This window comes from Pantoea sp. JGM49 (assembly GCF_018257655.1).
In the GTDB taxonomy this organism is placed as follows: domain Bacteria; phylum Pseudomonadota; class Gammaproteobacteria; order Enterobacterales; family Enterobacteriaceae; genus Pantoea; species Pantoea communis.
In genome coordinates this window covers 177,999-191,368 of the sequence record NZ_JAERJM010000012.1, presented here as the reverse complement: position 1 = coordinate 191,368, position 13,370 = coordinate 177,999, and the positions used below count along the sequence as shown (strand labels likewise).

Below are 13,370 nucleotides of genomic sequence, written 5' to 3'. Positions count from 1 at the left end.
GTTGATAAACATATATGGTTAATTCATCCTCTAAAGAACCATAATTTCCATATGCAGAAATCCAATTGTTTCTGTCTTTTAAGAACGTATGTCTTAATTTATGTCGAGAAATGAAATCAAAAAGGCTTTTGAAATTTCTATCATGGAAGTTTATGCTTTCTGGGAATAATATGCTGATATCTTTCATTTCTACTTTCCTATTAATTCTTTATAGCAATCAGATGTTAACCTCATTACTTCTTGCCAAGAGAGTGCCGCTTGCTTCTGATTAAAAGCAGACGTTGAGATTTTTTCATAGTTCTCTTTATGAGAATAATGCTCAATTAACTCTGCATCTTCTTCAATATTCCCACTAAGAATTAAACCATTGTCACAATGTTTAATATAATCATTCGACATGCCAATAGGAGTGGAAATGATTGGTGTTGAAGATGCTACGGCTTCTGGAATATTCGCTGGGCCACCCTCAAACAAGCTAGTCACTAACAAATAATTTAATTTATCATATAAATCCCCAAAGCAATAGTAAGGCAATCTTTCATAACAAACGCTTTCAAACCCCATCGATTCGGCTTTCAAAGAAGAAATGCTACGATCTACTCCGACGAAGATGAATTTGAATTTTTCCCTATCTAATCTTTTCATTAGCTCAAAAAGATATGCTTCACCTTTAACTTTTCTGCCATATCTTTTTGATATAATTCCAATGTTAACCTTTTCAGATATTTTTTTTATGTTTTTTGCATATGTAAAAATACTGTTATTGAAGCCATGAGGAATAATCCTTGTATGTTTCAAACCATGTCTAGATAGTATGCTTTCTTGAGTTTTGTTTAGGCATAGTATTAACTTGGCTTCATTGTATCGGTCATGAAATTTATCGTAATTCAGCCAATCATCGGTATCATTTATGTCGTGATGAACCGTAACAACTGAATTATTTTTTAGATTTTCCTCAAGATGAGGTCGGTGATAATGATAAATATCAGCGTCTTCAATAGGATTAACGGAGTCAATAATTTGTATATCTTCATCACAAAAATTTCTGTAGTATTCTAATAAATCCGTAAAAATCCCACTGTGAACATCTGATGACATTACATGGTTAACAATCATAACTGCCTCTATATAAAATTTCTAAAGATCTAAAAAGCGCTAGGATTTATAAAGTAGTTCGTCGGTGTCAATTTAACTCATTTTTTTTATAAATTTCTATGGCGTCACTTACATTATCGTGCAGGCTCACAATGTTATTCTTTCCAACATATATAGCAATGTCGCAAAATTCCTTTAAAGAATTAAGGCTATGAGATACCATTATGAAGTTTGATTCGCTATGCCTAGATCTAAATAGTTCTGAGCATTTCTGTTTGAATTTTTCATCTCCTACAGCTGTTACTTCATCGACAAGGTAATAATCAAATTTAAATGCCATGCTCAATCCAAACCCAAGGCGAGATTTCATACCAGAGGAGTAAGTTTTAATTGGCATGTCAAAGTACTTCCCTAATTCAGAAAATTTTTCAACAAATTCCACTTTCTCAGTTAACTCACCTTTATTGGCATAAAGACGTGCAACAAATTTTACATTTTCACGCCCGGTTAAACTGCCTTGAAATCCTCCTGAGAGGCCAACCGGCCATGAAATGGAGTTTTCAGTGATAATACGCCCAATATCAGGACGGTCAATGCCACCTATCATTCGCAATAAAGTTGATTTTCCAGCACCATTTCGGCCAATCAATGCGACACTTTTACCTGGCGGTAACTCAATGTTTAAATTCTTAAAAACATAATGACGGCCAGAAGGGGTACGATAAGATTTCGTTAGGTTATCTATTTTTATCATGATGTTAGCATTGCTCCCTCGCGAGTTCGATATAATGCTAGACCAATAAAGAATATTGATAATGAGGAAATAAAAAGGTACTCAAGGCTTACGCCTTCACTAATGTAGCCCGGCATTACAGCTTCTCTACTAAGTTCGACAGCATGCACAATTGGATTCCACAACAAATAGGACCAATATTCTTTCGGGATGGTGTGTAATGGAAACATTATGCAGGAAATGAAGTAAAGTGGTTTGAGTAAAATTGGTAAGAACTTTTGAGTTTCAGGCAGCATTTTACCAACAACCATAAATGTTAATCCTATTCCACATGAGAAAATTACTAACAATGACCATGTGGCAACAAGCTGTAATAAGTTAACAATTTCAAAGTACTCACCAGCTAACCAAACAACGACCATTAACAATATATAGACCGCTATATAAATCAATGTTTCGAGTAGAGCACGGGAAATGATAGTGTCGATTGGTTTTACTGGACGATAATTAAATAACCCCTGATTCGCTTCAATAGCACCAACTGAACGATTGCTAATATTACTGAAAATAAAATAAGGAATAATACCATTTAACAAAAATACCGGAAACGATATGTCTGGCATGGTTCGGTGCATGATGAAACCGAAAATACCCAGTAAAACTAATAAATGCGCAGCTGGTTCCAATATTGCCCAAAAATAACCCAATCGATATTTACCAAATCGTGTTCGTATTTCACGCAGGAATAATGCCTTTACGGCAGCTTGCTGGACTTCAAATCCACTTCTGGCCATTGATTTAACTCATTTGAATTGGGTGGGATTTTTACACGCTACCGCCCCTGGCTTAACAGCTACCAATGCACTGTACGCAATAAGGGCGGTGTAGGGGGGAGGTTTATAGTTTTTCAGACGAGGGTGCTGAAACAATCAGCATATTTTACGTAAATTCAAAAGATTAGAGCTGATGAATACGCGATAGACGTGATGCCATTTAGCACAATCAGATGGTTTAGAGTTGATATGAATCCATCCACTTGAACAGCTAGTCCCTGCTTGTCTGTAAGAGTTTTCCCTAATTTTGACGGCTTAAGTTACAGATCATGTCGAAATAATCCTAAACGTTTTCGTCTATTAATATTTTGCAAATTATCTGTAAGGCCTATTGAACTAATCCATACATCCGATTTATGACAACAGATTGAATGTATTGAATTTAATTTATTTTTTCGTTTCTGCTTTTAACCTTGCTCCGCATCGTGAAATCAACACTGCTAATCAATTCATTCACGAGACAATCCACTGAATTTTACAAAAAGTAGTAGTTGTTACATTTGAAAGGCGACGATTGCAGGTCGCCTGATTCTTCGCGATAATCACGTACAACAAATCCCTTCCTCGTCGGGCCTAACGACGCGGAGGGGATTTTTTTCATCTATACCTTAGTGGCTAACCGACTCACGGATCTAAAGAGGACAAGTTATGTATAACACCCTGGGCAATCAGTACGATAACTCCCTGGTTTCTAACGCCTTCGGTTTCATGCGCTTCCCGGTGAACTTCCAGCCTTACGACAGCGATGCTGAGTGGGTGATCACTGGTGTACCTTTCGATGCCGCAACTTCAGGTCGTCCGGGCAGCCGTTTAGGGCCGGGTGCGATTCGCCAGATCTCTACTAACCTCGCATGGGAAGGTTGCCGCTGGCCGTGGGACTTCGATCTGCGTCAGCGCCTAAACGTGGTGGATTGTGGTGATCTGGTTTATGCATTCGGTGATTCACAGGATCTCTCTGACAAACTGCAGGCGCACGCTGAGAAGCTGTTGGCAAACGGTAAGCGTATGCTGACCTTCGGGGGCGATCACTATGTCACGCTGCCACTGCTGCGTGCCCACGCTAAGCACTTCGGTAAGATGGCATTGGTGCACTTTGATGCACACACAGACACCTACTCCAACGGTCCAACCTTCGACCACGGCACCATGTTCTTCACCGCGCCGAAAGAAGGTCTGATCGATCCGAAACACTCTGTGCAGATTGGTATCCGCACTGAGTTCGACAAGAGCCTTGGCTTTAACGTGCTGGATGCAGCGCAGGTTAACGATCGCAGCGTCGATGACATTCTGGCGGAAGTGAAACGCACCGTGGGTGATCTGCCGGTGTATCTGACCTTTGATATCGACTGTCTGGATCCGGCACATGCACCGGGCACCGGCACGCCAGTGATCGGCGGACTGACCAGCGATAAAGCTACCAAGCTGATTCGTGGCTTGCAGGGTATGAACATCGTCGGGATGGATCTGGTGGAAGTGGCGCCGGGTTATGACCACGCTGATCTGACTTCACTGGCGGCGGCTACACTGGCGCTGGATATGCTGCACGTACAGGCAGCTAATAAAGGCTAATTACTCGGAGGGCAGGGCCCCATGCCTTGCCCTCCTGTTGGCAATTCCTAATAGTCATCATTTATATCGTTCATGGTCGAACGTAAAAAATGACGCCCAGCACCTGCAACTAACGCGACAGCGGTAACGATTTGAATTGCCAGCATTCGACGCTCCTCGGCTCCTAGAGCCACGCACGCAAGATGTAATCTTTCTCTGACTTTCTCAATTTGCCATATTCAATACCGGTGAAGTCTCGCCATCATCACGTTTCTGCTTTCTCATTCTCCACGCGAATTCGTCTACTGATGTTTATCGTCCTTTCTCAACGCGCATTGATAGCAATGATGTCAATCTGTGAAGTGGGTTGGGATTTGTTTTGAGCGGCGCAGAGTGATTAAGAAAGGGTGATAGCTGATGGGGCGATCCATTGCCCTCGACGTCCCCGGTTCCTAATAATCGTCATTCACATCTTTGGCTGCTGAACGTATCACCAGATACGCGCCAATCAGCACAATCGCAATAACGACGGCGAGAATAATCAGAATGGTCAACATAGTATGTGGTGCTCCGGTGACTCTCTCTGATATCGCCTGAAAACAAACGGTCAGTGTAGACCATACTCACTATGACATGGCCTCGTGTGGCGAGTTCAGACCATTGTCACGCTTCTCGCATCAACGGCTCAACAACTTAACGGTGACAATTCGTTATCGGCACCCTGTAGCTATACTTTTGGGCGTAGCGTTATTTATCGCTTCGTTAATCACGGTTTGAGAATCTTCGGAGGTCACCATGGGCTTTCTGGATGAATTAGTGGGTTCGCTGGGGAACAGCAACGGGCAAGGCAATCAGTTGGGTCAGTTGCAGGCGATCTGGAATTGGGTGCAGGAGCAGGGCGGAATCGAAGTGCTGCTGCAGAAGTTTCAACAAGGCGGGCTTGGCGAGGTGCTGGGGTCGTGGATCGGTACTGGCGGCAATCAACAGGTCGGCGGCGGTGAGATTCAGAATGCTTTCGGTCAGGAGGAGTTGCAGTCGCTGGCCGATAAGCTGGGCACCGATGTGAATGGCGCTTCCGGCACGCTGGCGGCGCTGTTGCCACAGTTGATCGATAAGATGTCACCGCAAGGTCAACTTGATGAGCAGAGTCTGCACAACAACCAAATGGATTTAGGTTCGATGGTGGATGATCTGTTTAAGCGCTAGCTGTTGAAGCTGAGAACAGGAGCGCACATGGCGCTCCTTTTTATGGCCGATTATTTGCCATCTGCCGCAATACGATCGCGGATGTGCTGTGCACGTGCTGCGGAATCCGGGTGCGAATCGAACATCGAACTCGTTTGGCCTTGCTGCATTTTTGCCAGCTTCTCAAAACTGGTGGCTAAGCCGAGTGGATTAACACCGCGCTTTTTCAGCAGATCATAAGAGTAATCATCCGCCTGCGACTCCTGTGTTTGCGAGAACTGCGCATTGACCAGCTTCTCACTCAGATCGCCCAGCTGTGACTGCGAAAGCTGACCAATCACGCCGCCCACCGAGGCCGCAGCAGTGCGTGCCGCCGTGGTGGCGTAGGCAACCTGCATCGCTTTGCGCGTATGGCCGAGCGCAACGTGGCCCATCTCGTGGCCGAGCACACCTTCCACTTCGTTGTCCGTCATCATATCCATTAAGCCGCTATAAACGCGGATGCAGCCGTTGGCCATCGCCCACGCATTCACATCTTTGGTCAGATAGACTTTGTAGTTGGCCGGCACGCCATTGATGTTATCGCCCAGCGCAGCGGCGATTTTGTTCAGGCGCTGCTGATATTCACTATTGGCAGGCGCGAGCTGGTTGTCTTTGTCCATCTGGGCACAAGACTGATCGCTCAGCTGCTTCACTTGTGAATCATTCAACGTATAAGCCTGATAGGCCTGCGCGCCGGATTGCAGCAGCGCGTTGTTGTCCATTCCTTCGCAACCGCTCAGCAGCGAAGCGATTCCCACAGCAATAATTGTGGCGCGGATTTTCATTTAGAGGTCCTTTGCGTAACAAGGTAGAGAAAACAAACACCTGAAATTGAGATCGGTGTTCAAACGCTTTGTTTATAGCTCGCATCCTGTTCACTGGCTAGCAGACAAGCCCCGAATTGCAACCGTTTACCCGCTATTTAGCACGTCGACGCATGTACTTTTGCCCCGATTTTCATGTACATTGATGTGCGACTTTTTTCTCGCTTCGCCTGATAACTGATTAATTACAATACGTTAATCGCGGCGGAGCATTAATCCGACCTGGAGTAGAAGATGCCCTCTCGTAAAGAGCTTGCCAACGCCATTCGCGCGTTAAGTATGGATGCAGTACAAAAAGCCAAATCGGGACATCCTGGTGCCCCGATGGGCATGGCGGACATCGCCGAAGTGCTGTGGCGTGACTTCCTGAACCACAATCCGACTAACCCGCTGTGGGCAGATCGTGACCGCTTCGTGCTGTCTAACGGTCACGGCTCCATGCTGATTTATAGCCTGCTGCACCTCACCGGTTACGACCTGCCGATGAGCGAGCTGCAGAACTTCCGTCAGCTGCACTCTAAAACTCCAGGCCACCCAGAATACGGTTATACCGCTGGCGTTGAAACCACTACCGGTCCACTGGGCCAGGGTATCGCTAACGCAGTCGGCTTCGCCATCGCTGAGCGCACTTTAGCGGCACAGTTCAACCGCCCAGGCCATGACATCGTTGACCACAACACCTACGTGTTCATGGGCGACGGCTGCATGATGGAAGGCATCTCACACGAAGTGTGCTCAATCGCCGGTACCCTGAAACTGGGTAAACTGGTTGCCTTCTATGATGACAACGGCATTTCTATCGATGGTCACGTTGATGGCTGGTTCACTGACGATACCGCCGCTCGCTTCGAAGCTTACGGCTGGCACGTAGTGCGTGGCGTAGACGGTCACGATGCTGACGCCATCAAGAAAGCAGTAGAAGAAGCCAAAGCGGTTTCAGACAAACCTTCACTGCTGATGTGCAAAACCATCATCGGTTTCGGTTCTCCGAACAAAGCCGGTACCCACGATTCACACGGCGCACCGCTGGGCGACGACGAAATCGCACTGACCCGTAAGCAACTGGGCTGGAACCACGCGCCGTTTGAAATTCCTTCAGACATCTACGCGCAGTGGGATGCGAAAGAAGCTGGTCAGGCGAAAGAGTCCGCATGGGATCAGAAGTTTGCTGCTTATGCTGCTGCTCATCCTGAACTGGCTGCTGAGTTCACGCGTCGTACCAACAACGAGCTGCCAGCTAACTGGGAAACTGAGTCGCAGAAGTTCATTGAACAGCTGCAGGCTAACCCAGCTAAAATCGCCAGCCGTAAAGCTTCCCAGAACGCGATTGAAGCCTTCGGTAAGATCCTGCCGGAATATATGGGTGGATCGGCTGACCTGGCGCCAAGCAACCTGACTATGTGGTCTGGTTCTAAGCCAATCAACGAAGATGCAGCCGGTAACTACATCCATTATGGTGTGCGCGAATTCGGTATGACCGCGATCGCCAACGGTATCGCGCTGCACGGTGGTTTCCTGCCGTACACCGCAACCTTCCTGATGTTCGTAGAATACGCGCGTAACGCGGCACGTATGGCTGCACTGATGAAGATTCGTCAGATCATGGTTTATACCCATGACTCAATCGGTCTGGGTGAAGATGGTCCAACGCACCAGCCGGTTGAGCAGATGGCCAGCCTGCGCGTAACACCAAACATGAGCCTGTGGCGTCCATGTGACCAGGTTGAGTCTGCGGTTGCCTGGAAATACGCTATCGAGCGCGTAGACGGCCCATCAGCCCTGATCTTCTCTCGTCAGAACCTGGCGCAGCAGGATCGTACCGCTGAGCAGCTGGCAAACGTGGCACGCGGTGGTTATGTGCTGAAAGACAGCGAAGGTACGCCAGAGCTGATTCTGATCGCTACCGGTTCAGAAGTGGAACTGGCCGTTGCCGCTTATGACAAGCTGACCAGCGAAGGCCGCAAAGTGCGCGTGGTCTCTATGCCTTCAACCGACGCTTTCGACAAGCAGGACGCGGCTTACCGTGAATCTGTACTGCCGAAAGCAGTTGCTGCACGTGTGGCTATCGAAGCGGGTATCGCCGATTACTGGTTCAAATACACCGGCCTGAATGGCGCTATCGTCGGTATGACCACCTTCGGTGAGTCTGCTCCGGCAGAGCTGCTGTTCAAAGAGTTCGGCTTCACCGTTGAGAACGTGGTGAACATCGCAAAATCTATTCTGTAATCAGCGGTCGCCATCAAGGGCGGCCCGACAGGTTAGATGATCGCTAACGAAGGTGCGCTTTATGCGCACCTTTTTTCATTTCAGAACCCGCCTTCAACCTGAAACGCTTCAATTATTCCTGCAGTAATAATTTTTACATGCGAAATATGTGACGTAGATCCAATAATCAGCAGCGCAATTGATCGCAATCATTCCTGTTATTCCGCGCATGCTTTATTCTAGCTGAACCGTTTCAGTTGCAATTGAGCGGCATCATTTTGCAACGTTAAGCGGGCAATAATTCCCTGTACAAAACGCAGCGAAACGCTCAAGGTATTTGGCACGTTTTTTTGGCTGTTGTTGCAGGAAGTGAGATGACCGTTCGCATAGCAATTAATGGTTTTGGTCGTATCGGACGCAATGTGCTGCGTGCGTTGTATGAAACCGGCCGCCGCGCTGAAATTACCGTGGTGGCGATCAACGAACTGGCTGAAGCCACCGGCATGGCGCATTTGCTGAAGTATGACACCAGCCATGGCCGCTTTGCCTGGGATGTGCGCCAGGAGCGCGATCAGCTGTTCGTGGGCGACGACACCATCCGCATTCTGCACCTGGCCGATATCGATGCACTGCCATGGCAGGAACTGAACGTCGATATCGTATTGGATTGCACCGGCGTGTATGGCAGCCGCGCAGATGGCGAAGCACATCTGCAAGCGGGCGCGAAGAAGGTGTTGTTCTCGCACCCGGGCGGTAATGACCTGGATGCCACCGTGGTGTTCGGCGTTAACGAACAAGCTCTTAAACAAACTGACCGCATTGTCTCCAACGCATCCTGCACCACCAACTGTATTATTCCGGTGATCAAGTTGCTGGATGACGCCTTCGGCATTGAATCGGGCACCGTGACCACTATTCACTCGGCAATGCACGACCAACAGGTGATTGACGCCTATCACAGCGATCTGCGTCGTACCCGTGCCGCCAGCCAATCGATCATTCCGGTGGATACGCGTCTTGCTGCGGGCATTACCCGTATTTTTCCGAAATTTAATGACCGCTTCGAAGCCATCGCTGTGCGCGTGCCCACGATCAACGTGACAGCCATTGATTTGAGCGTTTCGGTACGCGAAGCCGTGAAGGCGTGTGAGGTCAATGCGTTGCTGCAAAACGCGTCAGAAGGGGCGTTTCGTGGTATAGTTGACTATACGGAATTACCGTTAGTCTCAGTAGATTTTAACCATGATCCGCACAGTGCCATAGTCGATGGCACGCAAACGCGGGTCAGTGGTCATCACCTGATCAAGACCTTGGTTTGGTGTGACAACGAATGGGGCTTTGCTAACCGCATGATCGACACCACGTTAGCAATGGCCGCAAGCGGTTTCAGGTAAGACGCGGACTGCGTCTGGCAAAACTTATGAGAATCAACGAGAGGGTTCACCATGTCTGTAATTAAGATGACCGATCTGGATCTTACTGGTAAACGCGTTCTGATCCGTGCCGATCTCAACGTGCCAGTGAAAGAAGGGAAAGTGACGTCAGATGCACGTATCCGTGCTTCTCTGCCTACCATCGAAGCGGCGTTGAAACAGGGCGCGAAAGTGATGGTTACCTCTCACCTGGGTCGTCCGACCGAAGGTGAATACAACGAAGAGTTCTCGCTCCTGCCGGTTGTTAACTACCTGAAAGACAAACTGAACGGCACTAACGTGACCCTGGCGAAAGACTACCTCGACGGCGTTGAAGTCGGCGCGGGTGAACTGGTGGTGCTGGAAAACGTGCGCTTTAACAAAGGCGAGAAGAAAGACGAAGAGACGCTGTCGAAGAAATATGCCGCCCTGTGCGACGTGTTCGTGATGGATGCCTTCGGTACTGCGCACCGTGCGCAGGCTTCAACCCACGGTGTGGGCAAGTTCGCCCCTATCGCTTGTGCTGGCCCGCTGCTCTCTGCTGAGCTGGAAGCGCTGGGTAAAGTAATGAGCAACCCACAGCGTCCGCTGGTGGCGGTTGTTGGTGGTTCTAAAGTGTCGACCAAATTCGACGTGCTGCAGTCTCTGGTGAAAATCGCTGACACCGTGATCGTTGGTGGCGGTATCGCTAACACCTTCGTGGCTATCGACAACAACGTCGGTAAATCACTGTACGAACCAGACTTCGTTGAAGCGGCGAAAAAGCTGCGTGACGAGCACGGTATTCCGGTTCCAACCGACTCACGCGTCGGAACGGAATTCTCTGAAACTGCCCCGGCAACCGTGAAAAAGGTTTCCGAAGTGGCGGATAACGAAGAGATTATGGACTTCGGTGACGAAACCGCACAGGCGATGGCAAAACTGCTGAGAGAGGCAAAAACCATCCTGTGGAACGGTCCGGTTGGCGTGTTCGAATTCCCGAACTTCCGCAAAGGCACCGAAATCGTGGCGAACGCGATTGCAGACAGCGACGCGTTCTCTGTAGCGGGCGGCGGCGATACCCTGGCAGCGATTGATCTGTTCGGTATCGAAGACAAGATCTCCTACATCTCTACCGGCGGTGGCGCATTCCTCGAGTTCGTAGAAGGTAAAAAACTGCCCGCTGTAGCAATGCTGGAAGAGCGCGCTAAGCAGTAATTTTTGGGGGCGGCGCTTCGGCGCCGTCTGAAGGCTTGCCCATCCTGGGCAAAAAATCGACGTCCCTTTGTGGGATGAACGGTAACGAAACAGGACACAACCATGTCTAAAATTTTTGATTTCGTAAAACCCGGCGTTGTCACTGGTGATGACGTTCAGAAAGTTTTCCAAGTAGCGAAAGAAAACAAATTCGCTCTGCCTGCAGTTAACTGCGTCGGCACGGACTCCATCAACGCGGTACTGGAAGCTGCGGCCAAAGTTAAAGCGCCGGTCATCGTTCAGTTCTCCAATGGTGGTGCTGCCTTCATCGCCGGTAAAGGTTTCAAAACCGACAAGCCACAGGGCGCAGCAATCTTCGGCGCTATCGCCGGTGCGCACCATGTGCATCTGATGGCTGAACAGTACGGCGTGCCAGTCATTCTGCACACCGACCACTGTGCTAAGAAACTGCTGCCATGGATCGACGGTCTGCTGGATGCCGGTGAAGAGCACTTCAAGAAAACCGGTAAGCCACTGTTCTCTTCTCACATGATTGATCTGTCAGAAGAGTCACTGGAAGAGAACATCGAGATCTCTTCTAAATACCTGGCGCGCATGGCGAAAATCGACATGACCCTGGAAATCGAACTGGGTTGCACCGGTGGTGAAGAAGACGGCGTGGACAACAGCCACATGGACGCTTCTGCCCTGTACACCCAGCCAGAAGACGTTGATTACGCGTACACCGAGCTGAGCAAAATCAGCCCGCGTTTCACCATCGCCGCTTCATTCGGTAACGTGCACGGCGTGTACAAGCCAGGCAACGTGAAACTGACTCCAACCATCCTGCGTGATTCTCAGGAATACGTGACCAAGAAACACAATCTGCCGCACAACGCGCTGGATTTCGTATTCCACGGTGGTTCAGGTTCTTCTGCTGCAGAAATCGAAGAGTCAATTGGTTACGGCGTAATCAAGATGAACATCGATACCGATACCCAATGGGCGACCTGGGACGGCATCCTGCAGTACTACAAAAAGAACGAAGACTATCTGCAAGGCCAGCTGGGTAACCCAAATGGCGTGGATAGCCCGAACAAGAAATATTACGACCCACGCGTATGGCTGCGCTCTGCACAGGCTTCAATGGTTGTGCGTTTAGAGCAGGCTTTCAAAGAGCTGAACGCTGTCGACGTGCTGTAATTTTTCCTTACAGTACAAAAAAGGCCCGAAAGGGCCTTTTTTTATGCATTCGATTCGGAATAATGAGTAAATTCAGCCCATCTTTGGCGCTTCATGCCATTTTTGTTTACCCTTGTACACGGGAGTGCCGGAGCTGATCTGGCCGTTTTTGCATTTTCCTGCGGGAAACTCAACAACAGGGCTAACAAATGGAAGACTTAAATGTCGTCGATGGCATTAATAGTGCCGGCGGCTGGCTGGTACGTAATCAGGCACTGATTCTGAGCTATGCGGTGAATATCGTTGCGGCGATCATCACCATCATTATTGGTATGTTCATTGCGCGTATCGTTTCAAATACGATTAATCGCGTGCTGCAGGCGCGTCATATCGACGCTACCGTTGCAGACTTCCTCTCTGCCCTGGTGCGCTACGGCATTATCGCTTTCACCTTAATTGCGGCGCTGGGTCGCGTGGGCGTGCAAACCGCCTCGGTGATTGCCGTACTGGGTGCCGCTGGCTTGGCCGTGGGTCTGGCACTGCAAGGGTCTCTGTCCAACCTTGCAGCGGGCGTGCTGCTGGTGACCTTCCGTCCGTTCAAAACCGGTGAGTTCGTTGATTTGGGCGTGATGGGTACAGTGCAAAACGTGCAGATTTTCTCTACCACGCTGAAAACCGTGGATGGCAAAATCGTGGTGATCCCGAACGGTAAAATCATCGCCGCCAACATCGTTAACTTCTCGCGTGAGCCGATTCGTCGTAACGAGTTTATTATCGGCGTGGCCTATGATGCGGACGTTGATCAGGTGATCGAGCTATTACGTGAAGTCGTCGAAGCCGATGAGCGTGTGCTGAAAGAGATGGGGATTCAGATCGGACTGAACGAACTGGCCGCCTCTTCACTGAACTTTGTGGTGCGCTGCTGGAGCAAAAGCGGTGACCTGCAAAACGTGTACTGGGATCTGCTGAAGAACTTCAAACGTGCACTGGACGCGAAGGGTATTGGCATTCCGTATCCGCAGATGGATGTGCATCTGCACCAGGTGAAAAGTGAGCAGCAAGCTGCACAAGCCGAGTAATCACTCAGTAGCCTTGTGTTTTGAACGGTAAACTGCACAACATCGTATAAAGGTCG

General features: G+C 48.9%; 11 protein-coding genes and 1 pseudogene. 7 read left to right on the top strand and 5 right to left on the bottom strand.

Annotated elements, in window-relative coordinates; all coding sequences use genetic code 11:
* The 4 genes and pseudogenes from JK231_RS19875 to JK231_RS19860 all read right to left on the bottom strand — a co-directional run.
* Positions 1 to 187: pseudogene (locus JK231_RS19875) on the bottom strand (capsular biosynthesis protein); the annotation flags it as partial.
* A 2-nt stretch (positions 188 to 189) separates the two neighbouring features.
* Complete coding sequence (locus tag JK231_RS19870) at positions 190 to 1,116, bottom strand: glycosyltransferase (RefSeq protein WP_249221764.1); 927 nt, start codon at positions 1,114 to 1,116, stop codon at positions 190 to 192.
* A gap of 67 nt (positions 1,117 to 1,183) precedes the next feature.
* Positions 1,184 to 1,849 (bottom strand): ABC transporter ATP-binding protein, encoded by a 666-nt coding sequence (locus JK231_RS19865; protein WP_211729311.1) that lies wholly within the window; start codon positions 1,847 to 1,849, stop codon positions 1,184 to 1,186.
* Positions 1,846 to 2,622 carry an ABC transporter permease gene (locus JK231_RS19860; protein ID WP_211729310.1) on the bottom strand — a complete coding sequence of 259 codons (777 nt, stop codon included), beginning with the start codon at positions 2,620 to 2,622 and terminating at the stop codon, positions 1,846 to 1,848. The genes JK231_RS19865 and JK231_RS19860 overlap by 4 nt, the downstream gene beginning before the upstream one ends.
* Positions 2,623 to 3,309: 687 nt before the next feature.
* Between JK231_RS19860 and speB the strand changes: the two genes are divergently transcribed.
* Together speB and JK231_RS19850 are read left to right on the top strand one after the other, a co-directional pair.
* Entirely contained in the window at positions 3,310 to 4,230 is a 921-nt protein-coding gene (gene speB, locus JK231_RS19855; protein ID WP_160833064.1) for an agmatinase, read from the top strand.
* A 774-nt stretch (positions 4,231 to 5,004) separates the two neighbouring features.
* Entirely contained in the window at positions 5,005 to 5,415 is a 411-nt protein-coding gene (locus JK231_RS19850) for a YidB family protein (RefSeq protein ID WP_211729309.1), read from the top strand.
* Positions 5,416 to 5,465: 50 nt separating this feature from the next.
* On the opposite strand, the gene JK231_RS19845 is transcribed toward JK231_RS19850, so the two are convergent.
* Complete coding sequence (locus tag JK231_RS19845) at positions 5,466 to 6,221, bottom strand: M48 family metallopeptidase (RefSeq protein WP_211729308.1); 756 nt, start codon at positions 6,219 to 6,221, stop codon at positions 5,466 to 5,468.
* A gap of 273 nt (positions 6,222 to 6,494) precedes the next feature.
* On the opposite strand from JK231_RS19845, the gene tkt reads away from it, so the two are divergent.
* From tkt to mscS, 5 genes are all read left to right on the top strand, one after another.
* On the top strand, positions 6,495 to 8,486 hold the full coding sequence (gene tkt, locus JK231_RS19840) for a transketolase (protein WP_160833067.1): 1,992 nt from the start codon (positions 6,495 to 6,497) through the stop codon (positions 8,484 to 8,486).
* Positions 8,487 to 8,839: 353 nt separating this feature from the next.
* Positions 8,840 to 9,859 (top strand): erythrose-4-phosphate dehydrogenase, encoded by a 1,020-nt coding sequence (epd, locus tag JK231_RS19835; RefSeq protein WP_034823224.1) that lies wholly within the window; start codon positions 8,840 to 8,842, stop codon positions 9,857 to 9,859.
* A 51-nt stretch (positions 9,860 to 9,910) separates the two neighbouring features.
* Positions 9,911 to 11,074, top strand: coding sequence for a phosphoglycerate kinase (pgk, locus tag JK231_RS19830; protein ID WP_211729307.1), 1,164 nt, complete (start codon positions 9,911 to 9,913; stop codon positions 11,072 to 11,074).
* A 102-nt stretch (positions 11,075 to 11,176) separates the two neighbouring features.
* Positions 11,177 to 12,256 carry a class II fructose-bisphosphate aldolase gene (fbaA, locus tag JK231_RS19825; protein WP_034823221.1) on the top strand — a complete coding sequence of 360 codons (1,080 nt, stop codon included), beginning with the start codon at positions 11,177 to 11,179 and terminating at the stop codon, positions 12,254 to 12,256.
* 188 nt (positions 12,257 to 12,444) lie between these two features.
* Complete coding sequence (gene mscS, locus JK231_RS19820; protein WP_097118038.1) at positions 12,445 to 13,314, top strand: small-conductance mechanosensitive channel MscS; 870 nt, start codon at positions 12,445 to 12,447, stop codon at positions 13,312 to 13,314.
* Positions 13,315 to 13,370 lie beyond the last annotated feature (56 nt).